At 39.1% G+C, this 24,776-nt stretch carries 28 protein-coding genes; 9 read left to right on the plus strand and 19 right to left on the minus strand.

What is annotated here, in order from left to right:
- The first annotated feature begins 73 nt into the window (after positions 1–73).
- Positions 74–1,369: a purine/pyrimidine permease gene (locus BT147_RS00165; protein ID WP_072329699.1), complete on the plus strand. Its 1,296-nt coding sequence runs from the start codon at positions 74–76 to the stop codon at positions 1,367–1,369.
- Between the two features lie 24 nt (positions 1,370–1,393).
- Here the strand turns inward: BT147_RS00165 and BT147_RS00170 are convergent, their stop codons facing one another.
- Complete coding sequence (locus tag BT147_RS00170) at positions 1,394–2,173, minus strand: DUF6585 family protein (protein WP_072329701.1); 780 nt, start codon at positions 2,171–2,173, stop codon at positions 1,394–1,396.
- Positions 2,174–2,382: 209 nt separating this feature from the next.
- Here BT147_RS00170 and BT147_RS00175 point away from each other — a divergent pair, with 209 nt between their 5' ends.
- Complete coding sequence (locus tag BT147_RS00175; protein ID WP_072329703.1) at positions 2,383–2,673, plus strand: DUF3817 domain-containing protein; 291 nt, start codon at positions 2,383–2,385, stop codon at positions 2,671–2,673.
- 45 nt (positions 2,674–2,718) lie between these two features.
- Here the strand turns inward: BT147_RS00175 and BT147_RS00180 are convergent, their stop codons facing one another.
- The 9 genes from BT147_RS00180 to BT147_RS00220 all read right to left on the minus strand — a co-directional run bounded on the left by BT147_RS00180 (position 2,719) and on the right by BT147_RS00220 (position 10,663).
- Positions 2,719–3,582, minus strand: a complete 864-nt coding sequence (locus BT147_RS00180; RefSeq protein ID WP_072329705.1) for a metallophosphoesterase — start codon at positions 3,580–3,582, stop codon at positions 2,719–2,721.
- 31 nt (positions 3,583–3,613) lie between these two features.
- Complete coding sequence (locus tag BT147_RS00185; RefSeq protein WP_286118833.1) at positions 3,614–4,690, minus strand: oxidoreductase; 1,077 nt, start codon at positions 4,688–4,690, stop codon at positions 3,614–3,616.
- Positions 4,691–4,772: 82 nt separating this feature from the next.
- Positions 4,773–5,456, minus strand: coding sequence for an N-acetylmuramoyl-L-alanine amidase family protein (locus BT147_RS00190; protein WP_072329707.1), 684 nt, complete (start codon positions 5,454–5,456; stop codon positions 4,773–4,775).
- A gap of 164 nt (positions 5,457–5,620) precedes the next feature.
- Positions 5,621–5,824: a hypothetical protein gene (locus BT147_RS00195; RefSeq protein WP_072329709.1), complete on the minus strand. Its 204-nt coding sequence runs from the start codon at positions 5,822–5,824 to the stop codon at positions 5,621–5,623.
- 1 nt (position 5,825) lies between these two features.
- The gene (locus tag BT147_RS00200) at positions 5,826–7,634 is read right to left on the minus strand and encodes a HAMP domain-containing sensor histidine kinase (protein ID WP_072329711.1); all 1,809 of its coding nucleotides are present in this window, start codon (positions 7,632–7,634) and stop codon (positions 5,826–5,828) included.
- Complete coding sequence (locus BT147_RS00205; protein WP_072330813.1) at positions 7,631–8,320, minus strand: response regulator transcription factor; 690 nt, start codon at positions 8,318–8,320, stop codon at positions 7,631–7,633. Before BT147_RS00205 ends, BT147_RS00200 begins: the two co-directional genes overlap by 4 nt.
- Before the next feature lie 83 nt (positions 8,321–8,403).
- On the minus strand, positions 8,404–8,664 hold the full coding sequence (locus tag BT147_RS00210) for a hypothetical protein (RefSeq protein ID WP_072329713.1): 261 nt from the start codon (positions 8,662–8,664) through the stop codon (positions 8,404–8,406).
- A 251-nt stretch (positions 8,665–8,915) separates the two neighbouring features.
- Positions 8,916–9,989, minus strand: coding sequence for a M42 family metallopeptidase (locus tag BT147_RS00215; RefSeq protein WP_072329715.1), 1,074 nt, complete (start codon positions 9,987–9,989; stop codon positions 8,916–8,918).
- Entirely contained in the window at positions 9,986–10,663 is a 678-nt protein-coding gene (locus BT147_RS00220) for a YneB family resolvase-like protein (RefSeq protein ID WP_072329717.1), read from the minus strand. The genes BT147_RS00215 and BT147_RS00220 overlap by 4 nt, the downstream gene beginning before the upstream one ends.
- Positions 10,664–10,746: 83 nt before the next feature.
- Here BT147_RS00220 and BT147_RS00225 point away from each other — a divergent pair, with 83 nt between their 5' ends.
- From BT147_RS00225 to BT147_RS00255, 7 genes are all read left to right on the plus strand, one after another.
- On the plus strand, positions 10,747–10,917 hold the full coding sequence (locus BT147_RS00225) for a DUF896 domain-containing protein (protein WP_072329719.1): 171 nt from the start codon (positions 10,747–10,749) through the stop codon (positions 10,915–10,917).
- 169 nt (positions 10,918–11,086) lie between these two features.
- Positions 11,087–11,431 carry a transcriptional regulator gene (locus BT147_RS00230; protein ID WP_072329721.1) on the plus strand — a complete coding sequence of 115 codons (345 nt, stop codon included), beginning with the start codon at positions 11,087–11,089 and terminating at the stop codon, positions 11,429–11,431.
- 98 nt (positions 11,432–11,529) lie between these two features.
- The gene (locus BT147_RS00235; RefSeq protein WP_083426250.1) at positions 11,530–12,330 is read left to right on the plus strand and encodes a PHP domain-containing protein; all 801 of its coding nucleotides are present in this window, start codon (positions 11,530–11,532) and stop codon (positions 12,328–12,330) included.
- 342 nt (positions 12,331–12,672) lie between these two features.
- Positions 12,673–13,455, plus strand: a complete 783-nt coding sequence (locus tag BT147_RS00240; RefSeq protein WP_072330817.1) for a glycosyltransferase family 2 protein — start codon at positions 12,673–12,675, stop codon at positions 13,453–13,455.
- Complete coding sequence (gene rfbF / locus BT147_RS00245) at positions 13,452–14,219, plus strand: glucose-1-phosphate cytidylyltransferase (protein ID WP_072329723.1); 768 nt, start codon at positions 13,452–13,454, stop codon at positions 14,217–14,219. The genes BT147_RS00240 and rfbF overlap by 4 nt, the downstream gene beginning before the upstream one ends.
- Position 14,220: 1 nt before the next feature.
- The gene (gene rfbG, locus BT147_RS00250) at positions 14,221–15,276 is read left to right on the plus strand and encodes a CDP-glucose 4,6-dehydratase (RefSeq protein ID WP_072329725.1); all 1,056 of its coding nucleotides are present in this window, start codon (positions 14,221–14,223) and stop codon (positions 15,274–15,276) included.
- A 14-nt stretch (positions 15,277–15,290) separates the two neighbouring features.
- Positions 15,291–16,523: a class I SAM-dependent methyltransferase gene (locus BT147_RS00255; protein WP_072329727.1), complete on the plus strand. Its 1,233-nt coding sequence runs from the start codon at positions 15,291–15,293 to the stop codon at positions 16,521–16,523.
- A gap of 83 nt (positions 16,524–16,606) precedes the next feature.
- Here BT147_RS00255 and BT147_RS00260 read toward each other — a convergent pair whose 3' ends face one another.
- The 9 genes from BT147_RS00260 to BT147_RS00300 all read right to left on the minus strand — a co-directional run bounded on the left by BT147_RS00260 (position 16,607) and on the right by BT147_RS00300 (position 24,725).
- Positions 16,607–17,503, minus strand: a complete 897-nt coding sequence (locus tag BT147_RS00260; RefSeq protein ID WP_072329729.1) for an NAD-dependent epimerase/dehydratase family protein — start codon at positions 17,501–17,503, stop codon at positions 16,607–16,609.
- Positions 17,500–18,033 carry a dTDP-4-dehydrorhamnose 3,5-epimerase gene (gene rfbC / locus BT147_RS00265; protein WP_072329731.1) on the minus strand — a complete coding sequence of 178 codons (534 nt, stop codon included), beginning with the start codon at positions 18,031–18,033 and terminating at the stop codon, positions 17,500–17,502. The genes BT147_RS00260 and rfbC overlap by 4 nt, the downstream gene beginning before the upstream one ends.
- 141 nt (positions 18,034–18,174) lie before the next feature.
- On the minus strand, positions 18,175–19,548 hold the full coding sequence (locus BT147_RS00270; protein WP_072329733.1) for a LeuA family protein: 1,374 nt from the start codon (positions 19,546–19,548) through the stop codon (positions 18,175–18,177).
- 19 nt (positions 19,549–19,567) lie between these two features.
- The gene (locus tag BT147_RS00275; protein ID WP_143187864.1) at positions 19,568–20,608 is read right to left on the minus strand and encodes an alpha/beta hydrolase; all 1,041 of its coding nucleotides are present in this window, start codon (positions 20,606–20,608) and stop codon (positions 19,568–19,570) included.
- A gap of 15 nt (positions 20,609–20,623) precedes the next feature.
- The gene (locus tag BT147_RS00280; RefSeq protein WP_072329737.1) at positions 20,624–21,073 is read right to left on the minus strand and encodes a DUF441 family protein; all 450 of its coding nucleotides are present in this window, start codon (positions 21,071–21,073) and stop codon (positions 20,624–20,626) included.
- A 14-nt stretch (positions 21,074–21,087) separates the two neighbouring features.
- The gene (locus BT147_RS00285) at positions 21,088–21,948 is read right to left on the minus strand and encodes a HesA/MoeB/ThiF family protein (RefSeq protein ID WP_072329739.1); all 861 of its coding nucleotides are present in this window, start codon (positions 21,946–21,948) and stop codon (positions 21,088–21,090) included.
- Between the two features lie 17 nt (positions 21,949–21,965).
- Complete coding sequence (locus BT147_RS00290) at positions 21,966–22,829, minus strand: HesA/MoeB/ThiF family protein (protein ID WP_072329741.1); 864 nt, start codon at positions 22,827–22,829, stop codon at positions 21,966–21,968.
- Between the two features lie 130 nt (positions 22,830–22,959).
- Complete coding sequence (locus BT147_RS00295; protein ID WP_218159098.1) at positions 22,960–23,973, minus strand: CgeB family protein; 1,014 nt, start codon at positions 23,971–23,973, stop codon at positions 22,960–22,962.
- A 143-nt stretch (positions 23,974–24,116) separates the two neighbouring features.
- Positions 24,117–24,725 carry a glycosyltransferase family A protein gene (locus BT147_RS00300; protein WP_083426327.1) on the minus strand — a complete coding sequence of 203 codons (609 nt, stop codon included), beginning with the start codon at positions 24,723–24,725 and terminating at the stop codon, positions 24,117–24,119.
- Positions 24,726–24,776 lie beyond the last annotated feature (51 nt).

The raw sequence follows: 24,776 nt of genomic DNA on the forward strand, positions 1-24,776 counted from the left end.
TTATGTATGAATCACATTTTATGTTAAAATGTTAACTTATGATGAGAATATGTTGTAGTTAGGATGAAAATCAATGAATTCAGCAAATCGCCTCACAATGGCCACTATGGGCTCTGTTCAATGGTTGGTCTTTTTATTAGCAAATGCATTAGCTCTTCCTGTTGTAATAGGAAGTGTGTTTGACCTCAGTCAGGTAGAAGTTGCAGAACTTATGCAAAGAACTTTTTTTATCGTCGGTCTTTCCTCTTTGCTACAGGGCTGGTTAGGTCACCGCCTCCCTTTATTAGATGGTCCTGCTGGCATTTGGTTAGGGGTATTTATTGGTGTGGGTGGACTAGCCTCTGCGCAAGGAACTGACCTAAAACTTACTCTTCAATCGCTCGAGTTTGCCATGATTGTAAGTGGACTCATCTTAATCTTTACTGGATGGATCGGTTGGTTTCAAAAGTTGATGTTTCTCTTTACTCCTTTAGTAACGGGATCATATCTCATGGTACTAGCAATCCAACTAAGTGGGACATTTATGCAGGGAGCCTTAGGAATTAGCAAGAATCAACCAACTCCCAACTTACTGCAAGCTATGGTTTCCATTAGCGTAGTCGTACTGGTATTTTCCCTCTCTACTTGGGGGAAAGGTTGGTTAAAAAGTTTTGCTGTTCTAATCGGAATCGTATTCGGTTGGAGTGCCTTTACTTTCATTGGATATCACACAGATACTCCTTCCATTACAGGATGGTTTCAACTCCCAGGACCATTCGCTTGGGGAATTCCTATATGGAATGGAAGCATGATCATCACAGGCGTTTTGGTTTCATTTGTTCTAATGTCCAACACAGTGGCAAGTATGAACGCAGTACAAAAAACGATTTCAGAGACGACAACCTCTTCTTCTAAAGCTCTAAATCGAGCTGGTTTGATGGGCGGAGTAACCAATCTGTTAAGCTCCTTATTCTCTACAGTAGGGATGGTACCACTTTCGGTTGCAGCGGGCTTTATTCGAATGACTGGACAAAAGGAAAGAAGGCCCTTCTTGATCGCATGTGGTGCGCTTACTTTATTTTCTTTCTTCCCCATGATTACTGGGTTTCTCGCACAACTACCTGGACCTATCGCCTATTCAACCCTTCTCGCGGCATTTCCTACTATGTTTGGATTAGGATTAAACACCGTTCTTCAGGAGCCATTGGATGCCAGAAGAATGACGATTTTAGGAATCGTTATCTCAATCGCTGTTGGAATTATGTCACTTCCAGAGAAATTTTTTCAAATCATGCCCACCATCTTACAAAATATAATTGGAAATGGTTTATTAGTTGGGATGATTTTATCTATCCTACTGGAATTGATTTGGAAACCAGAAAAAAGGTAGCCTGTAAGCAAACGGCTACCTTTTTTATACAACTATCTCATTTTGTTGTTCATGTTGCTCACATATATGTTGTGTTAGGTTAGTGAAAAGCGAGAAGTTAGGGAATTTAGATAGCTTTACTCCATAAAATGGTTCATCTTGTTTATTCACAAGATATACCATACCATTTTGCAAAGTGATACCTCCAAAGTTAGACCAGTTTATATATCCATCAGGGATACGTACATAATCAACGTGCAGAGAAATATCATCAAAATGTATCTCTTCTCCTTTTGATAGTGCCTCACATAAACTGTCCAGATGCCAACTACTTACTCCCCTTTCTACATGCTCCATTAGTTCTTTGGCATCTACCAATCGCTTACTTGATAGAGAAATTTCTTCATCATGATCTAGAGAGTCAATTTGTAATGTGTGAATGATTTTATCTTTTCCAGACCTCTTCTGTTTACTTCTAATTTCCCAGTAAATCCGATCTATTCTTAAATAGGGCAGCACAAGTGCTTTTTTACGATTCAATACGATAATCCCATTTTGATACAATCTAACTTTTTCGCTAAGATCTTTTCCCTTCCAAAGCATCATAACAAAACCAAACAAACCACACATCCCTGTAGCAATAATCTGGCTGATTTGAAGCGCGTCTGGTTTTCCTTGTTGTGCTTTCCAAGTAAAATACACACATCCGGCACTCATTAAAATAGCTACTAGGCCATATAAAAGTGAAATGGTAATCACTTTCCCCTTATTAGCAGTGTATAATTTTCCTTTTTCCCCCAGTTGTGAATCATCATACTGGCCCATTTTCTCCGCCCCCTTGGCAACTGGAATGATAAGAAATTTATAGCAAATATCATGTTCCATGTAAAGAGTAATGAAAAGAGTTTCACAAATAACAAAATTATATCATATAACCGTTCATACAATCGCAACAATTATCTTTAATTAGAAATGAATATCCCTTTCATAGTTGATACTATAGAACTAGATTTGTCATGAGGAGGAGGATCAAGATGTTTCGAAACATGATTGACCAATTACGGATTGTGGGATTTATTGAAGGAATTTCTTTCTTACTACTCCTGTTTATCGCCATGCCTCTGAAATATATGCTTAACCAACCCTTGGCTGTGACCATTGTGGGGGGATTGCATGGAGTCCTTTTTGTCTGGTTTATGATCGTTTTAGGCATTGTAACCTTACAATACAAATGGTCTGTTAAGAAAGTAGCTGGAGCTGTACTTGCTTCTATCATACCATTTGGAACTTTTATTCTAGAGAGAAGGCTTCGTGATCAAGTATAAATAAAAAAATCCCGGGCATGCATGCACACCCGGGATTTTTTTATGCTATTTACTCGATTTTAGTGTAATCAAAACTAATTCAGGACGACAATTAAATCGAATTGGCATGCGGGTCATCCCAATACCTCGAGTTGTATAAACTTGCATAGAAGAGTTATCCACTTGATATAAACCATCTATATATTTTTTTGCATGGGGCGGGGTGTGAAGTGCTCCAATAAATGGAACTTGAACTTGTCCACCATGACTATGTCCGGATAGTTGCAGATCGATTGGATGTTGACAAAACTCGTCTGCAAAATCAGGTTCATGAGCTAGTAAGATATTACAAGTATTCTTTGGTACGCCGCTTAGTGCACGAAGAATGTCTGCTCCCCCCACCCACGGATCATCGACTCCTACTATATAGATAGAATCCAATTGCTTTTTTATTTGCCTATTTTCATTATGTAAAACAATAAAGCCAGATTTGGTTAGCACTCGATTTACTGACTCCCGATTTCCCCAATTATCATGGTTTCCAAGCACAGCATACTTCCCATAAGGGGCTTCTAATTTGCTCAAGTAGCGAGTTGTTTCAGACACTCCAGTTGAGTGGTGATCGAAAAGGTCTCCAGTAAAGCAAATACAATCTGGCTTTAGAGACTGTATTTGCTTTACAAGAGATTCTAGATCTTTTGCCTCCAGATGAAACCCTAGATGCAAATCACTAAAATGACAGATTTGAAAGCCCTCAAATGCAGCTGGCAAATGAGCAATCTTGATTGTAATACTAGTTGTTTCAATCGAATACGGTTCAATCCAACGAGAGTAAGCCCCCGACACACCTAAGGCACCAATCACCCCTAGTGAATAGTACATGCTTTTCTTAAGGAAACCCCGTCGGCTGATCTTTCTATTTTCCTTCATTCTATTCGATTCACCTTTCTACAGAGGTCAATCAATATTCCACTTCATCAAACCACTGAATGACTCTTTTTTCATTAGAGGACCTAATCGCTAATTCAATTGCATGAATCACTTCTAAGGCCTCTGTGGGGTGAACTGGCAAGGCAGCACCATCAATCACCGCATCATACACTTCATCATAAAAGCGATCATAGTTGCCTGCAATACTTGGAACCGGGAACGTTTCTTGTTCTCCGCTTACCGAATCAATAATTGTCGTTACTTCTGCAAAGCTTACTTCCTTTTCCAGGCCCCATCCTTCGTCCGCGGGAGTCATTCCTGCTTTTAACTGCTCCTCTTGTGGATCTAATCCAAACTTCTGGAAACTTCCATTTTTACCGTGTACCTCTAGTTTTGGACCTGGCTGAATCACGAGTGATCCGGCACGTAGTTCAACTCGTAAGCCTGTTTCATATCCAAAAATGATATGGAAGTAGTCAGGAGCGGTAGAGCCAGGCCGTTGTGATTGCACGTCTGCCCAAACTGTTAACGGAATACCAAATAAAATGAGCGCTTGATCAATTAGATGAGATCCTAGATCATAAAGCACCCCTCCTCCAGAAAGGGAGTGCTCTTTCCAACGCTGTTTTACCTCTGGACGATACCGATCAAAATGTGCTTTATACGTATGAATTTCTCCTAGTAACCCTTGGCTCATACACTCTTGTAGAGTGAGAAAGTCTGAGTCCCAACGGCGGTTTTGGAAAACAGATAGAATTAACTCCTCTTCACGAGCTAATTCAATTAAATCCTTCGCTTCTGCAGATGTAACCACAAAAGGCTTTTCTACAACAACATGCTTCCCACTTTGCAACGCAGCCCTGGTTAAAGAATAGTGAGATTCCGTAGGTGTGCAAATAATAACAAGGTCAATTGTATAATCCTCAAAAATTTCTTCTGCCGAATAGGCTATTTCCACGCCATTTAGGTCTGCTTCGATTTCCTCTTCTCGTGTTGTCATCACTTTTACAATTTCATAACCCTCATTTGCTTTTAGTAATGGAGCGTGAAATACTTTTCCAGATAATCCATAACCGATCATTCCAACTCGTACCTTTGCTATGCTCAATGAGAGAGCCTCCTCATTCAATATATAGGTACATTATATATAAAATTTCAATGCATGCCATACTAGCTATGATTGTCCTCCTTTATCTTGAAAGGTATTGAATGATACCATCCACAATTCCAGTTGCCGATTTCGTTTGGAATTCTTTTGAATTCATCCGTACTTCATCACTTTCGTTTGAGATAAAGCCTAATTCTAGTAGAATAGCAGGCATCGAATTTTCTCTAAGAACTAGATAGTCACTCCCTTGAACTCCGCGATCATTCGTATCGATCTTTTGATCGAAAATAGCCTGTTGTACACGCTTTGCTAACTTCCTATCCTCTAAACGAAATGGGGTATAATGAGTCGTAATTCCTTTTACATTAGGGTCTGTAAATGCATCATGGTGAATACTTACATAAAGATGTGCATGATTCTTCTTCGCCACATCCACTCGAGCTTGAAGCTCTTTTTTTTGATCTATCTCAGGGAGTAAGCTAGTATCTGTCTCTCGCGTTAAAATAACTTTCGCATCTGTTCTTTTTTCTAACTCCTTTTTTATGTTCATAGCTACCTTTAAGTTAAGATCTTTTTCGATGGTTCCGTGTGCTTTGCCTTGTGCTCCGCGATCTTCTCCGCCATGGCCTGGATCAAGTACAATGACTTTTCCTTTTAAACGTAGATCCTCTGCTGTAACTTGACGAAATATATCTAAATCCAAAAATTGGTAACCAAGTCCTAAAGAAAATATGAGAAGTAAGATAGAAATAATGATTTTCTTCATAAATAAATCTCCTTTACTTGTGCTAAGGAGATAGTAAAAAACTCATATAAAGATGAGATGCAGATGATATCAACATGAGTTAAAGAACACGAACAAGCGTGTGGAAATTTTATCCTGCACGCTTGTTTTCACTATAAAAATAAGATGTAAATGAGTAAAGAGCACTAATCCACAAACGACATATAAAGCAAAAAGAGTGAACCACCTATCATGATAATCATAAAGCTGCACCAAAAAATCTGAAGCCATTTTGGTATATGGCTTAGATAAGCACTTTTGTTAGGTAATCCTTCCATCTTTTGATAATGGTCAATAGCACTATTGAATGGAATACCTTCTCTGTCTACTTTAGTATCTTCCTGATTCACTTTAGCGCTCTCCCTTCACTTCTGTTTTTAGGAAAAAATAAAATAGAACACCATCTTCTGTATTTTGTACGCCATAGGAAGCATCGTGCAATTCTAGGATTTTTTTAGAGATAGAAAGGCCTAATCCGGTACCACCAGTCGAACGCTTACGCGCTGCATCGGTACGGTAGAAACGTTCCCAAATTTTATCAAGTTGGGTTTGAGGGATATGAGCCCCTTTGTTCTCTACACATATTTTTACACGACCTCTTTCTATCGTAGTGGAAATGACAATTCGCTTTCCCTCTGGAGTATAACGGATTGCATTTGTTATAAAGTTAGTAAGCACCTGTTCTATCCGATTTTGGTTGGCAGTTACTTTGACGTGATTTAGTTCCTTTTCTATCTGTAAATGCTTCCTCTCCATCCTCCATATCAATTGATCACTAATTTGTTCTATTACTTCATCGATATAGAAGGACTGCATGTCTAGTTTGTACGTACCTGATTCAAACTTTGCTAACTCAAGCATGTCCACGATGAGTAAATCCATTTTATCTACTTCTTTTTCCATTGCGTTGAAATAATGATCTTTTTTGTGTGTTGCAACTCCATCCCTTAGTATAGAAACACAGCTTTTCATGATGCTTAAAGGCGTTTTCAACTCATGTGACACACCTGCAATAAATTCTTTTCGCGTATTCTCTAACTGCTTTTCCTTCTCGATATCGTCTTGCAGTTTTTCAATATAAGACTGTAATTTACTAGATAGCTCATTAATATTTTTTGATAAATCTCCAATCTCATCCTTCGAATCGACCGAAATCATCTCAGAAAAATCAAGTTGTGCGATCTTTTTCGTTGTTTTATTTATTTGGAGAAGGGGTCTCGCAATTTGCTTTGAATAATAGAAAGAGAGGAGTATGGTGAGAACAAGCACCAAGATAATCAGATATACATAGTACCCCTTTATCATCTGAACTGCCTCGTTAACAGGCTGTAAGGAAGTCACAGCGAATAAATAATTGGTTTTTCCATCTGGATCTAGAATGGGTTGTGTTAATACTTTGTAGGTGACACCACTTTCTCCATAGTTCTCCACATAGTACTCGCCTTGTCCATGATTTCTGACAACATACCCATCACGATCAGACAGAGATCCAGTCGCTACTAAGCTACTTTGAAAACTTTTCATTCTTTCAAGGAAAATTCGATTTGTATAAATGAAACTGGCGGCTGAATCACTCCTAGGAAAATGTACTTCCTTGATAGTCCCTCTTAGTACAATAATTTTTTTTTGTTTTAACTTGTCTAATTTCTCTTCTAGTTGCTCATTAGACATGTCCTTTGTTGAAGTTAGCCTAGATGGAGTAAAAATATTTTCTTTTTCAACACCTTGAATGGTAATATTATTCCCCACTACTAAGTTAGATTGGTTCTTTTCATCATCAACATTTACAAAGTGATACATGGGTATTCGAATTATTTTTTGGGGATATTTCGTAAGTTTAGGGAATATTTCTTGATGTACTTCAACTTCTATAGAAAAATCGTTGGCATACTTCATGTTTCCTTGCTGATCTAATGTTGTTATCCATATGGCGTAGTCTCGATAAAACGTCTGTTCAAGAGACCTAACTTTAGAGAAATCTCCTTTTGCTTCTACGTATCTCTTGTGAAAAGCTGAGATTCTTTCTTTTAAATCGGCTTCCTTTTGACTTTCGTAATATCGTTCAAAAAACACTGTCTGCCCGATGAAGATAGTTGCAATAATCAGCATGCATAACCCCGTTGTAAATAAAAATAATTTCAATACTATTCCGTTTTTCATGTTCTTCCCTCAAATTTATAACCTGCGCGAACGACTGTAACAATATATTGAGCTTTATCCCCTAATTTATGACGCAGATTACGAATGTGACTGTTAACCGTTCGATCATCGCCAGCAAATTCATAGCCCCAAATTTTGGTAATCAGTTGTTCTCTGGTGATAATAATTCCTTGATTTTGCATTAAATACAATAAGATTTCAAACTCAGTATGCGTCAAGCTAATGGATTCCTTGTCTATCATTACACTTCGAGATGGGATATGAATTTCAATTCCATCAATGTGTAACACATCATTCCTTACAGGGTCTACTACAGAAGAAGAATATCGACTCTCTATAAGTCGTTTTACACGAGCCAATAAAATAGGGGGACTATAGGGTTTTGTTACATAATCATCTGCGCCCAACTCAAAACCAAGTAGCGTATCATCTTCATCCGCACGGGCAGTTAACATAATAATAGGTACATTGGATGTCTTACGGATTCGTCTACATACAGACCATCCATCTAACTGCGGCAACATAATATCGAGAATAACCAAATTGACTTCGTGCTCCTCAAAATGGGATAAAGCTTGTTTTCCATCTGCCGCTTCTAAAACGGTATAGTCTTCGTTTAGTAAGTAATCCTTAATGATCTCACGCAATATCTCTTCATCTTCTACCACTAGAATTGTTTTTTTCATATATTTAATTGCTCCGATATTTGTTATTTCTTTTATGATAACCATATTATAACTCATCAAATCAGGCAAACCAAAACCCCCTCTCATTCTGTTTGAGAAGGGGATTTTGGTTGAAACATATTAGCTATTTCTTGTAGGATGTTAGAAGATACTTCTTTTGATTCATCACAAAACTCGCTCCACCATCTATGGTCCTCTTCTTTATCAGATGGTTTCGTAAACGTTTGTTGTTCGAAACTGTCATTAATGTCAGGAATGTTAAAAAAAGCCCCTACGCTACCACCGAAGGTGTATAGACTCAATACTGTAACCGATAATATGACGAAATAGTTTCTCCTCTTCATGTCAATCTCCCCCTTCAAAATTCATCCAATTCGCTACGATGACAAGAAATTTGAAAGTATTGATTCAGATAAGAAGGATCATTTTGACATAAATCTTTAAACCGTTCCTGATGATCTTACCCTTAGTATATATCAAAAATAATTTTTTCAATATTCATCATGTTTGAAAATAGTTTTAAGAGTTATATATTGTTTATATAATGAAGAACCCCGTCTGACGCGTCAGGCGGGGTTCTTCATTATATGGGTTATTACCGGTAGATCAGAGATTGGTACGTACTATTGTCAAATCGTCGTACTAATTCAGTGGCAAATATCTTCAATGCTTCTATATCTTCTCTGTCGACAATGGTCGTGTGGGAGTGGATGTATCTCCCACATACTCCTAATGTAGCAGATGGAACGCCTTTTCCTGAAAGATGAACTTTTCCTGAATCAGTTCCTCCTTGTGAAACAAATATTTGATACGGGATTCCGAGAGACTCAGCTGTATCTAAAAGATAATCCCGCATGAGGGGTTGTGTAATCATCGTACGGTCTAAAATGCGAATTAATACTCCCTTACCCAGATAGCCAAATGCATCTTTCGCACCCGGATTATCTCCAGCGGCGGATACATCGATAGCAAAGAAAGCATCAGGCTCTGTGAGTACTGCAGAGGTCTGTGCTCCACGCAATCCCACTTCCTCTTGTGTCGTTGCACCAGCGATTAATGTATTAGGTAGCTCTTCTTTATGTAATTCCTTCAGTACTTCTAAGGACATGGCACAGCCTAATCGATTGTCAAATGCTTTACTCAGCAATCGATGGCCTCCTTCCAGTTCACGGTAAGGAGAGTACGGGATCATGACACAGCCTTCTCTTATTCCCCAACTCCTTACTTCCTCTTCATCACGAGCCCCTATATCGAGAAACATTTTATTCATGGGGTATACTTTTGTACGTTCCTCCGGAGTTAGGTTATGAGGTGGTGTGGATCCGATTACTCCATGAATCGCTTTCCCCGAAGTAGTAAAAACTTCAAAAGGTTGTGAGAGAAGTACTTGAGACCACCATCCTCCAAGCGCCGTAAAGGAAAGATAACCTTCCTTCGAAATCCGAGTGATCATAAAGGATACTTCATCCATATGACCCGCTACTAGCACTCTAGGACTGTCTATCTCCCCGCTCTTAATACCAAAAATGCCACCTAGGGAGTCAGAAACCAACTCAGATGTATATTTTTGAATCTCACGTTCCATTATTTTCCTTACTTCATATTCATGACCAGGTGCCCCTGGAGCTTGTGTAAGCTCTTCTAGTAACTTCCAATCGACTGTTTTCATCGTGATTCCTCCAATTCCTGTTTCAGCTTTGCTTCTTGTGTGAGTATGTATTCCGTGTAGCGTCGATGAACCGTTGCTCTTGAGATAGAGTAACCAAATCCTTTAAGAGTAGCCACGATTTCATCATAGGTTAGCTCTTTTTCGCGCAATGCCACAATTTGGTCTATCGGGACCTCAATCTTCTCACGGCCGCCAATCCCTTGATTCTTCAAGTTTTTAGCAGGATTATATCCCTTTTCTTTGACTGCTCGTTGCATTCCCCAGCTTATTTTTTGGTTCATCATCTTGCGTTGCAATTCTTCTACCTTCGCAATAATATGAAGAACAGTTGATTCTCCTGCCTCTAACTCTAGCTCTTTTTTCTGTTGAAAGCTATAAATCTTACATCCTAATTTGCATAATTGATGAATCACTGCTAATTTTGCTTCTCCTCGTCCGAGTCGAGTATCATCTTGGATGAAAAGATATTTGATTCTGTGTTTTCGGATCGCTTGTAATAACCGCCCTAACCCAGGACGATTTAGATCAAATCCACTGTGCTGTTCCGCTACTACTTCCACTACTTGCATGCCCAATTCCCCTGCCCAGCAAACTAAATTTTCTCGTTGTCTCTCTAGGCTCGTCACCTGCTCTTCTTTTTTCGTGCTAACTCGTGCATAGATGATGGCATTCATGATGGATATATCCCGTCCTCTCAATCTTGCAGTACCTGTAAAAATCTATTAAAGTATAAGTATGATAGAAGGAAGTGATCGACATGATTAGTCCAGAATTAATCCAGCGTATCAATGAGCTGGCTCACAAGAAAAAAACAGAGGGCCTTACTGAAGAAGAAAAAAAAGAACAAGCTAAACTATACAAAATCTATCTTGAAAGAATCCGCGGGCAGATGAAGCAACAGCTTGATTCAATTGAATTTGTAGACTAAACTCTATTATAACGAACTACACAAAAAGGGATAGTTGATTATCTTAACTATTCCTTTTTGTGTAGTTCGAGCTTTGTAATGGCATGAATTTACAGAAATATATACATAAATGTGTATTTAGTTTATAATACAAACTAGTTACTAATTGTTAGAGGAGTGACTGCAACCTATGATGCCTTTTAAAGAGATGTCTCGTTTAGATAAACTGATTCACGAACCCGCTAGGCTATCCATCATGAGTGCATTAGAAGCTTGTTCGATGGCTGAATTTCTCTTCTTACAAGAATTGACTGGCCTTACAAAAGGAAATATGTCTAGCCATCTCTCTAAGCTGGAAAAAGCGAATTATGTTTTGATCGGAAAGTCTTTTCTCAGAAAAAAAATCCCCCAGACAACCATCCAAATTACTCCGACTGGGTCCCATGCTCTTACTGAATATTGGAAACAGATTGATCATATACGAGAAATTACAAAACAGTGGTCCAAAGAGACGAACATCGCCTTTCCGGGTTAACCATTCCAAATAGATCTACTCTGCATATTCTAGAAAGGATGGCTATTCCATTTCTGTGTTTGATTACACATAATCTTGCTCGTTCATGAGGTGACTATATGGACAATATTTATCTAGATCTCCCCTTGCATTCCTTCGACTTGCATATTCATACAACTGCCTCTGATGGAGTTTTTACTCCTTCTGAAATTGTACAACAAGCAAAAGAGAAAGGGCTAAAAACGATTTCCATTACGGACCACGACACTGTATATGGAGTTCAGGAAGCTATATCGGCTGGTATGCAGGAAGGAATTCATGTGATCCCAGGTGTAGAAATCAGCACCCGATTTCAAAAAAAAAATATCGATATTTTAGGCTATGGCATGGAAGACTTGGATCTTCTAGAAGAACTTCTTCGACCCTTTCGAGAAGCAAGAACACATAGAGCAGAAAGAATCGTAACGAAGTTATGCCAGCTTGGAATGGATCTCACTTTAGACGACGTAAAGGAATTTAGTGGTGATCATCTGATTGCTCGTCCCCATATTGCCCACGCCATTGTAAAAAAGGGTTATGTCCCTGATCTACAATTTGCTTTTGACCATTATCTAGGAGACGGAAAGCCGGCAGCTGAGGATAAACTCGAAATCTCTGTCGAAGATGGAATTAAGATGATTCACCAAACAGGTGGGAAAGCCGTTTTAGCACATCCTGTCTATCTCCCTGATCGAAGCTGGGTCCCTCTCCTCCTACAGAATCCCTTTGATGGGATTGAAGCATGGCATAGAAGTCATTCTTGGAAGGACTCTGAATACTATCTTCGCCTTGCTCAAGAGCATCGCCTGTTTGTGACGGGAGGCTCCGATTATCATAACCCTTCCCATAAACTTGGTGACTTTATCAAGAATCCAACTTAATCTTAATATAAAGCACACAATAAGGACTTGAGTCATGTGTAGACACTCAAGTCCTTTAATCATATTCTTGACATATGGTAACCCGGGCAGGGTTGTTAGGATTGTCTAAACACCAACTGGTTGGCAAAACGGATGGTGTTCTTGATTCCTTATAAGATAGTTATAAACCAAAATGAAGGTTTGGACTACCGAATTAGCTTACAAAAACCTTACACTTCTGTAAGCTAACCGTTTAGAGTTGATACTTTATATTTTCCAAAGCGAGATGAATATCACCTTATATGTCCGAATACTGATGAGTAATACAATATATTTCTAAATAGGGTGGTATTTTACGTGAAAATGACCGTCATCGCACATTTTTACAATGAGGAATATTTACTTCCATGGTGGCTAATGCATCATACGAAAATATTCGATCACGGGATTTTAATTAATAAAGGCTCAACAGATAGGTCAGTAGAAATTTGCAAGCATTATGCACCCCATTGGGAAGTTCGTCATTCAAATACGGGCTCATTTTTTGATGTCTTTCAAACGGATCATGAGGTAATGATAGCAGAGACAGAAGCTATTGGTTGGAAAATGGTTTTAAATATTACCGAATTCCTTTGCTTCGCTGATAAAGCTCAATTTTTAGATTCCCTCAGTAGTTCTGGCTCACAGATGTATCACATAGAAGGTATTTTCATGGTTGATCATCCTGATGATCGTCAAAAAAAACTCACTTATGAACGTCCTTTAGTGGAACAAAAATATCATGGATATCTTCTCGAACAACTTCGTTGGCATTATATTGGATCTAATAGTCGTGGGAGATTTATCCATTGCCATTCACATGGAGCCTACGTTGCTGGGAGACATGCTTCTGGACATCATTCTATTCCATATCCAGACTATGCTTTTATCTTATGGTTTGGATATAGTCCATGGAACGAAGAAATCATACAAAGAAAATTACAAATTGGCCCCACACTAGCTCCTCATCCATCGGCGGGAATACATCATCGTGTGGATAGAAATCAATTGGAAACATGGTATTCAGAAATATCAAAAAGAACATCAGACCTACGGCAAACGAATGAATACCAAAATATGTTTCCGTATTTTGGAGGGGTAAAATGAAAGCCGTAATTCTTGCTGGCGGTTATGGAACTCGAATTGGTGAAGAAACGCATTTAGTCCCAAAACCAATGATTGAAATCGGTGGAAAACCTATTATTTGGCATATAATGAAATTTTTTAGTCATTATGGTATTACAGAGTTTGTTATTTGTTTGGGATATAAAGGCCATGTCATAAAAGACTTTTTCAAAAATTATCATCTGCATATGTCCAACTTTACAATCGATTTACATACAAATGAAATAAGTACCGATTTGCCTCAAATTGATCCTTGGAAGGTAACTCTTATCGACACAGGAGAAAATGTTCAGACTGGTGGACGGATTAAACGAATCCAACATGCGGTCGGAGATCAACCCTTCTGCCTTACTTACGGGGATGGGGTAAGCAACGTAAATATACCAAACTTAATTCAGTTCCATAAGGAGCACGGAAAACTTGCTACGGTTACTGCCATTCAACCTCCTGGTCGATTTGGTTCGCTGGTGCTTGATGGAGACAGCGTTTCCGAATTTAAAGAAAAACCTTTAGGAGATGGCGCTTGGATTAATGGGGGTTTTTTCGTGCTAGAACCTCAAATCTTTGACTATATTTCCGGTGATGATTCGATTTGGGAAACAGATTCTTTAGTTCAGTTAGCAGAACAAGGTCAATTAAACGCCTATCTTCATAAAGATTTCTGGCATCCCATGGATACATTACGCGACAAGAAAAAATTAATGGAGCTGTGGGAAAGTGGAGAAGCTCCTTGGAAGGTTTGGTGAAATGGTTCATAAGGACTTTTGGCACAAAAGAAAGGTTTTTATTACGGGACATACTGGATTCAAAGGATCTTGGCTTACATTGTGGCTAGCTTCACTCGGGGCAGATATCGTGGGATATTCATTAGATCCACCATCAAGCCCTTATTTATTTAAACAAGCAAATGTAGAGAAAGCTTGCCACTCTCTACAGGGATCGATTACCGATTATTCTTCCTTACTACAAGCCATGAATTCAGCACAACCTGAGATTGTTTTCCATTTGGCTGCCCAACCATTGGTGCATACCTCATATAAACAACCCCTCTCCACGTTTGACACAAATGTGATGGGAACAGCCAACATTTTAGAAGCAGCAAAAAATGTAACAAGTATACGGGTTATCATAAATGTGACAAGTGATAAATGCTATGAAAATGATGGATTAGGTGGTTATTCCTTTCAAGAAAGTGATAGATTAGGTGGTTATGACCCCTATAGTGCAAGTAAAGCTTGTGCTGAATTAATCGCCACCTCCTATCAAAAATCGTTTTTTCAAGACTCCACCCTCCGTTTAGCCTCAGTACGTGCTGGTAATGTGATTGGGGGTGGGGATTGGGCTGAAGGTCGTTTAATACCGAATCTAATGAGATGTTATATAAACTCAGAAAAGCTTTATCTACGAAACCCCCATGCAATTCGTCCATGGCAACATGTTCTTGAACCTCTTCAAGGTTATATGCTTGTAGCTGAGAAGTTGTGGGAAGATGAGAATTATTCAGGAGCTTGGAATTTTGGCCCCATCAATCAACCTTCCATTACAGTCGAAAAGATAGTCGAAATGACTATGAATCTATGGGAGAAAGAATTAGAAGTCATCTATCCTACCTCCTCTTCATTTTATGAGTCACTGATCTTAACGCTTGATAGTACGAAAGCACAAGAAAAATTAGGGTGGACTCCTAAGTTATCAACCGAAGAATCACTTGCTTGGACTGTCGAGTGGTATCAGAGGTGTATAGCTGGAGAAGATCTATCTACATTTACATATCATCAAATCAATTCATTTATTACAAAATAAGGAGTCGCTTAGAAGTGAATCATAAAAAATGTCGTTTTTGTCAATCCAACCTAGAACACACTTTTTTGGATTTGGGCGTTTCTCCTCTTGCTAACTCATTTGTAAATTCTGATGGATTGAACAAGATGGAGCCTTTCTATCCTCTTCATACATTTGTCTGTAAAAGCTGCTTACTCGTTCAGTTAAGTGAATTTGAATCCCCACATCATATCTTTAATGAATATCTTTACTTCAGCTCTTATTCTTCCACTTGGCTACTGCATGCTGAAACGTACGTTGAAATGGTAACGAAGAGATTTCATTTGACGGATACATCACAAGTGATCGAAATCGCTAGCAATGATGGTTACTTGCTTCAATACTTTCAAAGGAAAAACATCCCTTGTCTTGGAATCGAACCCGCTAAAAATGTAGCAGAAGCAGCTCTTCAAAAAGGAATAAATACCATATCTGAATTTTTCGGTAATGAATTAGCTAAAGAATTGCTATCGGAAAATATGCAAGCAGATTTAATTGTCGCAAACAACGTATTAGCACACGTTCCTAACCTTCATGATTTTGTCGCAGGATTAAAAACATTGCTAAAGGACGATGGAGTGATCACCATCGAGTTTCCTCATCTGTTACAATTAATCACCCATAAGCAATTTGATACCATTTATCACGAGCACTTTTCGTATTTTTCTCTTGTTAGCGTAAAAAGAATCTTAGCACACTATAAACTACAGGTTTTCGATGTAGAAGAACTTTCTACTCATGGAGGCTCATTAAGACTCTTTATTAAACATGAGCACAAAGACGTACGAGTAAGTCCTAGAGTTCGAGACTTAATACAAAAAGAAGTTGAGCAAGGTCTTGATAAGCTAAATAGCTATCTCCAATTTGCGAAGCAAATAGAAGAATTGAAGATCGAAACATTGAAATTCCTGATTCAAGCAAAACAGGAAAATAAAAGAATTGTAGGATATGGTGCACCAGCTAAGGGCAACACCCTTTTAAACTTTTATGGAGTTGGAAAAGAGTTTCTTTCCTATACAGTAGATGCTAATCATCATAAACAAGGTCTCTATCTACCAGGTACACGAATTCCCGTACAGAATCCAGAAATACTTAAACAGACGAAACCAGATTATCTCTTGATTTTACCTTGGAATTTAAAAGAAGAAATTGTACAACAGTGTTCTTTTATTCGTGAGTGGGGAGGAAAGTTCCTAGTTATCATCCCAGAGATTGAAGTGATTGAATAGATAGTAGTTACAATATGCAACAAACCCTTCTGAATAATTTAATCAGAAGGGTTTGTTGCATATTGTAACAGACTTACGTTTGTTTACTCTTTCCACCATCGAATCGAATCTTCTAGACCCGAATCCAATGTGTATTCTGGACTAAATCCAACTATATGTTTTAACCGCTCCGTGTTCGCTGCCATAAAGTATGATTCGTTTTCAGGGTAAGGAATCGCTCCAAACTGAATGGGCTGATTATATCCCAACTTTTTCGCTATTTTTAAAATTAGCTCCTTCACTTGGACTGGTTGCCCTGAAGCTATGTTAACAGTCCCTTGAATATCGCTTTCCAAAAGCTCTACAAAAGCGTTAGCTACATCTTTTACGTGTAAAAAATCACGATACTGTTCTCCATGCGTACATAAAATCTCTTCTTTCTGTCGAATGGATGAGATAACAGAGGGGACTAATCTTCTTGGATGTTCATTTGGACCATATAAAAAAAATACCCTTCCCCAACTATAGCTCAAGCCCACTAACTCTGAAAATGAGTGCACTAATACTCGCAGTGCATTTTTTGACGCAGCATAAGGGGTTTTGTAGGAGCATGGGGTTGTTTCTTCTGTCAAGTATCCATAATTCCAGTCATACTCTGCACATGTACCCGCTAACACTACCCTTTGCCCACCATAATCAACGAAATGTGAGATTAACTCTATACTTGATTGAACCCATAGGTAATTATCCTTGGACATCCAGTATTGTCCGGGAGTCGCTTCCCATGCTAAATGAAGCAAATGAGTAGGTCTCACTTGCTTCATTACTTCTTTTATATCCTGGAAATGAAGCAAGTTAACATGATGCCAGTAATACTGAGTAGACGAGGAATCCACTATCTTCGTGCTGGTAGCATGAATTTCATACCCTTTTTCAAGCAATGGCTGTAGTGTATTCTTTCCGATCCAGCCATTAGCTCCGGTTACTAAAACCTTTTTCATAGTCCAAAATCCTCATAAGATAAGTCTTTATCCGAAATAGTAATGTGTTCTGGCTCTGGCCACTCTATCTGGAACACAGGATCATTAAAACGTACTCCTCGCACACTATCTGGATGAAAAAATTGTCCCATCTGGTAGAAAACCTCTGTCTCATCTTCTAATGTTTGAAAGCCGTGGGCAAATCCCTCAGGGATATATAAACTATTTCTATTTTCTCCTCCTAATAAAACAGAGATCCATTTTTTAAAAGTGGCTGACTCAGGACGTAAATCAATAATGACATCATAAATAGCGCCTTTGACACAATGAACTAGTTTCACTTCCTCATAAGGAGTAGCTTGATAGTGCATTCCTCTAATCGTTCCTTTCTTGCTATTAACTGATAGGTTGCATTGAACCCAGTTAGTAGTTAATCCTTGTGCCGAAAATTCGTTTTTGCACCACGTCCTTGCAAATAAACCTCGATGATCGATAATTGGCTCGAATTCGATAACATACGCACCTTTTAATTCTAACTCTTTAAAAATCAATGACCACCACTCGCTCTCCCAGAATCTAAAAAACTATTTATTTCTATATGTATACCTGAATATAAAGTACATGACTAAAACATGTCCGATAAAGTATTTCGTAATAAAAAAGGCGATCCCATGAAGGTCGCCATTACAGTCTTAAGAACGTAAGCTTTGATTATATTCAGGTGCCAATACAATATTCGTATAAGTTCCTTTACCTGACACGTAATAATAAGCATGCTCAATCCCAGCTGGAATAAAGATAGAAGCTGGACTATGAACTACCTTCTCTTCCTCCTCCATTTGCACGCAACATGTTAAACCCGTTCCATCAGCATGATCTCCCCAAAAGACAAACACACTATCGCAATCATGTGTATGACAATCCACATGATTTTCAGGTTCATTGTCATCGAAGGTACGCTGGATTGCGTATAAGGTAGAGCGAGAATCCACCCGATGATCCATAAGCACCCACCTAGTTCCAGGTCCATTCCGATGATATTTTAATTCAGAAGCTCCCTTTTCAAATGGACTTCCCACTTGTAAGGCAGAAGACAACACAGGAGAGTCCAACTGAGGCCTCTCCTCTATTACCTTCCTCTTCCGTCCAACTTGCTCTGGAGGGAACATTTCATAAGTAGGAGCCTCTTTTTGTACAGCTTGTACATGATATCTAGATGTATGTGTAAAAGCATTTTTCCCTACGATGGGTCTCAAATGATCGGGACGGTATCTAGTTGACCATTGGACTGCTTGAGACAGCTCAGGAATTCTTTCTAATGGAAAGTGCTGAAATCCTTTTTTCTCTTTTAAGATAACGGCTAGTTGAAGAAGATCCACAATGCCAGCTCTTTCTCCAATTCCCAGTATCGAAGTATCGATCACTAAGGCTCCTGCATCCATGGCAGCTAACGCATTGGCGGTTGCTAATCCTAGATCATTATGCAAATGAACTTCGATATCAGAGTGAATCTCTTCCACAGCCCGTCTCACTGTCTCTCCACACTCATTAGGAGTCCAGATCCCAATTGTATCTGCCAAACTAATACGATCAGCCCCTGCTCCAACCGCTGCTTTTCCAAGATAGGAAAGATCTTCCCATGAAGTACGAGAGGCATCCTCAATCGTAAAACGAACCTGGAGTCCTAGCCTTTTGGCTTCTTCAATCGCGTAAGTTACTCGATCTTTTATCTGAGCAGGTGATTTATCTCCAAATTTAGCAGTAAGTGATATCGGATTAATGGAAGCCCAAATCCCAATCCAGTCCGCACTTGCCCGAGAAACGGCCTGGACTTCTGCCGAAATCGCTCGTGCATGCATCAGCGTTTCCGTGCGTCGAGCTGCCTTTGCTACCTCTTTACAGACTTCTTCGTCTTCCGAGGAAATCCCTGGATGTCCGACTTCTACGATATCGACTTGAAACTCTTCTAAAAGGCGAAGAAGGTGGACTTTATCTTGGCTATGGAAGCGAACCCCCGATTGCTGTTCTCCTTCTCTCAAAGTAGAGTCTAATATTTTCAGATGCAATCTTGTTCTCCTCCAATTGCTACTTTGTTTGTAAGAATTGTTCTGTTGCTTTTAGAAGTTGATCTCGATTCTTTTCGTATAAAGCCCAGTGTGTAGCCTCAGGAATGACGACCTCTTTTTTCTCCTTTACGCCTGTTAGCTTCTGCAACAGATTTTTTTCGGCAAAGAAATCTGAGTCCCCGTAGATAACAAGTGTAGGACTCGTGATTTTAGATACGTCATACAGTGGACGATCGGTCCAAATCGAAAACAGATCTTGCAGAGGACCCATAGGGCGACGAATCGCTTGATTTTCTCTTGTTTTACTTGTATCGTCAGACTCTATAAAGGTAGTTCGTACTTTTTCCATCGCATCATCAGAGGCAAGTTCTTTTCCGTTCATCATCATGTGCCAATGGTGCATTCCTTTGTCAAAGTCAATCACTTGATAGGCTGGAGACTTAGGATTAAACTCACCTGGCTTTTTTGGAGATTCAAATGGCTTCGTCATAGAAGGTAGAGAAAAACCGTGCATAAATCCATAGAGAACTAATTTATTCACATTTTCTGGCTTCTGAGCTGCATATTCACCTGCTACTACCGCTCCCCATGACCAGCCCACAATACTTACTTTCTCTACCTTTTGTGTTTTCTTAATGTGCTCTACAGTAGCAGCTAGATCTTTTATCGCTTCTGTATGCGTAACCACAGGTTTGTTTTGATTAGGAGGTTGATTCATTTCTTTCGGACGAGTAGATCCCCCAAAACCCCTAAAGTCCATCGCCCATGTATCATATCCTTTACTAGCTAAATCATCCATCCATGAGTAGCCAGGTACATCGAATGCCTTTGCAGTTGGAACACTAAAAGGCTCTAGAAAAAGAACAGCCTCTTTTGCTTTGGTTTGTTTCTTATGACGAAGGTAAATTTGAACTCCGCCCTCTGTTGTTATTTTCGTTTCCTCTAAGGAAATCGACTCTTTCCTTTGTGTTGAACTGGTATTTGATTGACATCCACTCAGGATACTAGTTAAGCCAATCGATATAACAGCTACTACAGGTAATACATTTTTAAACTTCATTTTTACTTCCTCCATCTATGTTGAGACAAAATACTTAGAGATAGCAATCAATCCAGCCGCGATAATCAGCCCTGCCGGAAGACCACGAAAAAAGAGGACGGCAACAAGTGTGCCAATCATAACTCCAAATAAGATTACCGGCTGGGTAGAAAGAACTCCAATTCCTTTTCCACCTATGTACGAAACGAGAAAACCGGCTAGAAGGGCAAATAACCCGATAGGAGAAAACAATTCCTTAGCCAAAGCAAGTAGATCTATTTTTTCATTGGTTAAAGGGAACAAGAGAAAAATCATCAAAAAGAAGATTCCTACATGAAAAGAGTGTTTCTGCAACAGAATGATCATCGGCTTCCATTGGATCAAATAAACCAGGAGCAACACCATGGCGGCTGAAGCTAACCAATAATCTTTAAAAAGAGCGGATACACCTGCAATGAGTAAAAAAGCAATAACAACCTGAATCATCTCTATCCCTCACCCTATAGAACGGTATTATCCCAGTATCCTTCCGCTGGTGTTTGGACCTCTACCATTTGAGGACTGGCGAGGTTAATTCGGATTAAAGCTGGACCAATGACGGGTTTTAAGTCCTCACGCTTCACCAGAGATTTAAACGCTTCAAAGCTAGCTAGCACGCCCACTATATTTGCAACTGGCGCAAGAACTGCCCATGGAGCTTCTTTTTTCACATAAGAATTCGCCCAGTTCTCGTCTGCCCCGTGTTGGACGGAATAAACAGCACGACCATCCTTTAAAGCATTGATTTTCTCTTTCATCTCTTCAGTCAAAGGTTGTTGATAGGACGGATGGCTTAAAACCACTTCATAAGGAGCCGAAGTAGGCGTAAGAGACATAACGCCCCCTCTAAATGGTGGGGTTACTGCAATCCAAATAGATGATATTCCTAGTTTCGCAGCGGTACGATGAATAATGACTCTTGCGACCAGATTATCTGTTGCATCGATAATCACATCCGCACCTTGTAGCAATTCTTCCGCGTTCTCTTCCGTTACAAACTGCTCCGTTACTTTTATCTGTATATCCGGATTAATGTCTTCTAGTGTCTCTCTAGCAGATTCTGCTTTGCTTTTATCAATGCGACTTACCGAACTAAGCATTTGTCTGTTTAAGTTACTCGCTTCAAACACATCTCGATCAATCACATGAATATGTCCCACTCCCATACGGGCTAGTTGGATCAGAGTAATTCCTCCCACTCCACCTGCCCCTACTACTGTGACATGTCCATTTCGGAGTTTCTCTTGCTCTTCTTTGGAAATAACCCCTATGTTACGAATAAAGCTTGCTTCATATAGATTTTGTGTAGTTTGTGCTTTCATTTTATTTCCTCCTATTTTTATAAATGTGCATAATTCCAGCCACCGTCTGGTGCGGTTTTCATTTGAACAGGTTGTTCTGCATCCAGATTAATGAGTAACGCCTTAGGTGCAGGAGCCGAAGGGGGACGTTTTGTTATAATCTGAACAGCTTCGTGGAAACTAAAAGTGGCTAACAGCATAGCTCTCACAGGGGTAATAATCCAACCCGCTTTTCCTTCGCAAAATTGTTCGGCCCACTCCTTGGGAGCCCCTTGTTCTACTGAGTACCTAGCTCGTTCTTTTTTTATGTCTGCAATCTGTTTCCGCGCACTTTCATCCGTAAGTTTGACCCCTTTACCTGGTAGATTTAAAATATCTTCATAATGAACTCCATCTGGAAAAAAGGAAGATACAAATCCCCGATTAGGCGGGCTACCCGACATCCCCACACTTGGAACGCCTAGCTCGCGAGCAGTTCGATGGATAATAACCCGTGAAGGCATATCATCGACTGCCTCAATCACTACATCGTGCCCTTTAATGAGATCGATTACATTTTCCTCGTCCACCATAGTTTGGACAAATCGAGTTGATATGTATGGATTGATATCTTTTACTGCTTTTTCAGCTACTTTTGCCTTTGCTTCTCCTAATACAGAAGTAGATGCAAGCATTTGCCGATTCATATTTGAGACTTCAAACTCATCTGCATCCACACCTGTGATATGACCAATTCCCATACGAGCACAGAGAATTGCTTGAACTCCCCCTACTCCCCCTAATCCGAAAATAACGACTTTCGCTTCTTTTAATGTAAGTTGTTCTTCTTCTGAATAGACACCGACGTTTTTCTTAACAAGCTCCCAGTAAAAATCGGATTCGTTTTGAAATGATTGAAACATGTCGACCTCCTAATTATGTATTTCTGCACCCTCTATCTTATCTTGGGTAAGATTAGAAGGTAATGGTCCATAAGAGCCAATTCGCTATCATTTTGTGTATAAAAAACAAATAAACCGCGACTAATGTGTTTCAGCCACGGTTTTTCTTGTAATGAACATGACTTTCCAAATACAGAAGTAAATCATGAATTCGTTTCTGATACGTATGCATACGGCGAACATTTTGATATGCTTTTGCCGTCATTTCCTCTCGTTCCTCTGGATGTGACAAGTAGTAGTGAATCTTTTCCTTTAATTCACTTAATGTAGTGAAACTAGCAATCTCTCCTTCTGCAAAGTGCTGATAAAGATCGGTACGCCATGTGGTTAGCTGAAATGATTTACAAGCGGCAATCTCATAGGTTCGATTATTAGGTGTATGCGCTGCTATATTTTTCGGATTATCTTTTCGATCATTGTTCGTACGATGAATATTAAGCACGATTTTCGCGCCGTTGTAATATTTGATAACTTCATCAGGAGGAATCGGATTATTTAAAATACACCTCTTTAACTTAGAATAATTATTTAGCTTTTCCCACCACTGACCGATAATTCTGGTTTTATTCTTTAGTAAAATCGGGGTCAATTGATCAAAATAACGGAGTCGAATTGGAAAAGCACTCCCTACAAAACAAATATCAGACTGATACTTCTCTCCTACTTTCATCGGTCGATATTTCTCTGGATTTACCGCCAACGGCAAATGAATCACTGTTTTCCCTAGTCCTTGGTAAAATGGAACACTATTACTGTCTTGTGTGATGACTAAATTATAAGGCTGGACTAACTCTTTGTGCGTCTTCAAACGATAAGGGTCATCCACCACCCATATTCCGACCGGTATCTTCATTTTTCTTACGGATTTCACATAATGAGCAGGTAAAAACGGTCCACGGAACACCAAAACGAAATCAGGACGAAACGCTTTAATTTTTGGAATCAATTCTTTTCGTTTATCTTGTCGAATCATAAATTTGTCAAAATGGAAATTTTCCCTCTTTTTTTCAATAGATTGTAGTCCTTCCAAAATATTAGAGTCTTCGTCCGACAGATGGTTCTGAAATTCAAAACCACATCCCGATGAAATGAAGAAAATTCTCATACACATCTGGTCCTTTCCCAAGACACAGTGATTTCTGCATATTATATGGAGGAAGTATGCCTTAGGTTCGTTCATATTGCTTACATAAAAAAAGAAATGGATACCCCGCATTTGGGAAAGCCCATTTCTTTTTATCTCGTTGATCATTTATTTAATGAGTGCAGCATTAAATGGTCTTCCCATTCTCTTAACCCACGGTTATCGGAAGGCCGTTTCAATATATAATCATAATAGTATAATGTCTTGTTTATTTGAACTTGCTTCCTTATTGACTGACATGCTCTCCATCCCCATTCATCATCTTCTCCATAATTACTATCTTGATACCGGTGTTGGACAGCTATTTTTTTTGCATAACACACTCGACTATTGGGTTTACGGTAGTAATAATGTTCATCCTCAGAATGGGAGTATTTTACATCGTATTTGCATAATTTCTTTCCTAAACCACTTAAATTTACCTCAACATGAAAGTTAATACAATCTGCATCTGGATGATGATTGATGCATTCTAATAGAGCTTGAACATAATCTATCTCAATTCGATCATCATCATCCACAAAAGAGATAAAGGCACCTTGTGCTAGATCCATAAGCGTATTTCTCTTAGCCCCTATAGTGCTCTTTCTATTATCAACTAAAACTAATACTTCTACAGGAAGCTGATGCGCTTGCCGTTGCAATTCAGCCATCGTCCTAGATGCATGAGTAAGTCGTTCAATGGTTGTAGGTACTAAAATAGATAATTTCATTTCCAATGTGATTAGCTCCTTTGTAGATGAGGTATATTGCTTTATCTTATT

Origin of the sequence: Thermoactinomyces sp. DSM 45891, assembly GCF_900119485.1 — a bacterium.
Taxonomy (GTDB): Bacteria; Bacillota; Bacilli; order Thermoactinomycetales; family Thermoactinomycetaceae; genus Baia.

Bases quoted from the DNA above. Each gene is read 5' to 3' on its own strand.
- BT147_RS00190 (WP_072329707.1), bottom strand. From the start codon at position 5,456: ATGAAGAAAATCATTATTTCTATCTTACTTCTCATATTTTCTTTAGGA.
- BT147_RS00210 (WP_072329713.1), bottom strand. From the start codon at position 8,664: ATGAAGAGGAGAAACTATTTCGTCATATTATCGGTTACAGTATTGAGT.
- BT147_RS00165 (WP_072329699.1), top strand. From the start codon at position 74: ATGAATTCAGCAAATCGCCTCACAATGGCCACTATGGGCTCTGTTCAA.
- BT147_RS00175 (WP_072329703.1), top strand. From the start codon at position 2,383: ATGTTTCGAAACATGATTGACCAATTACGGATTGTGGGATTTATTGAA.
- BT147_RS00280 (WP_072329737.1), bottom strand. From the start codon at position 21,073: ATGATTCAGGTTGTTATTGCTTTTTTACTCATTGCAGGTGTATCCGCT.
- BT147_RS00220 (WP_072329717.1), bottom strand. From the start codon at position 10,663: ATGAATGCCATCATCTATGCACGAGTTAGCACGAAAAAAGAAGAGCAG.
- BT147_RS00225 (WP_072329719.1), top strand. From the start codon at position 10,747: ATGATTAGTCCAGAATTAATCCAGCGTATCAATGAGCTGGCTCACAAG.
- BT147_RS00295 (WP_218159098.1), bottom strand. From the start codon at position 23,973: ATGAGAATTTTCTTCATTTCATCGGGATGTGGTTTTGAATTTCAGAAC.
- BT147_RS00275 (WP_143187864.1), bottom strand. From the start codon at position 20,608: ATGAAGTTTAAAAATGTATTACCTGTAGTAGCTGTTATATCGATTGGC.
- BT147_RS00290 (WP_072329741.1), bottom strand. From the start codon at position 22,829: ATGTTTCAATCATTTCAAAACGAATCCGATTTTTACTGGGAGCTTGTT.
- BT147_RS00230 (WP_072329721.1), top strand. From the start codon at position 11,087: ATGATGCCTTTTAAAGAGATGTCTCGTTTAGATAAACTGATTCACGAA.
- rfbG (WP_072329725.1), top strand. From the start codon at position 14,221: ATGGTTCATAAGGACTTTTGGCACAAAAGAAAGGTTTTTATTACGGGA.
- BT147_RS00205 (WP_072330813.1), bottom strand. From the start codon at position 8,320: ATGAAAAAAACAATTCTAGTGGTAGAAGATGAAGAGATATTGCGTGAG.
- BT147_RS00235 (WP_083426250.1), top strand. From the start codon at position 11,530: ATGGACAATATTTATCTAGATCTCCCCTTGCATTCCTTCGACTTGCAT.
- BT147_RS00240 (WP_072330817.1), top strand. From the start codon at position 12,673: ATGACCGTCATCGCACATTTTTACAATGAGGAATATTTACTTCCATGG.
- BT147_RS00180 (WP_072329705.1), bottom strand. From the start codon at position 3,582: ATGAAGGAAAATAGAAAGATCAGCCGACGGGGTTTCCTTAAGAAAAGC.
- BT147_RS00260 (WP_072329729.1), bottom strand. From the start codon at position 17,503: ATGAAAAAGGTTTTAGTAACCGGAGCTAATGGCTGGATCGGAAAGAAT.
- BT147_RS00170 (WP_072329701.1), bottom strand. From the start codon at position 2,173: ATGGGCCAGTATGATGATTCACAACTGGGGGAAAAAGGAAAATTATAC.
- BT147_RS00215 (WP_072329715.1), bottom strand. From the start codon at position 9,989: ATGAAAACAGTCGATTGGAAGTTACTAGAAGAGCTTACACAAGCTCCA.
- BT147_RS00200 (WP_072329711.1), bottom strand. From the start codon at position 7,634: ATGAAAAACGGAATAGTATTGAAATTATTTTTATTTACAACGGGGTTA.
- BT147_RS00300 (WP_083426327.1), bottom strand. From the start codon at position 24,725: ATGAAATTATCTATTTTAGTACCTACAACCATTGAACGACTTACTCAT.
- rfbF (WP_072329723.1), top strand. From the start codon at position 13,452: ATGAAAGCCGTAATTCTTGCTGGCGGTTATGGAACTCGAATTGGTGAA.
- BT147_RS00285 (WP_072329739.1), bottom strand. From the start codon at position 21,948: ATGAAAGCACAAACTACACAAAATCTATATGAAGCAAGCTTTATTCGT.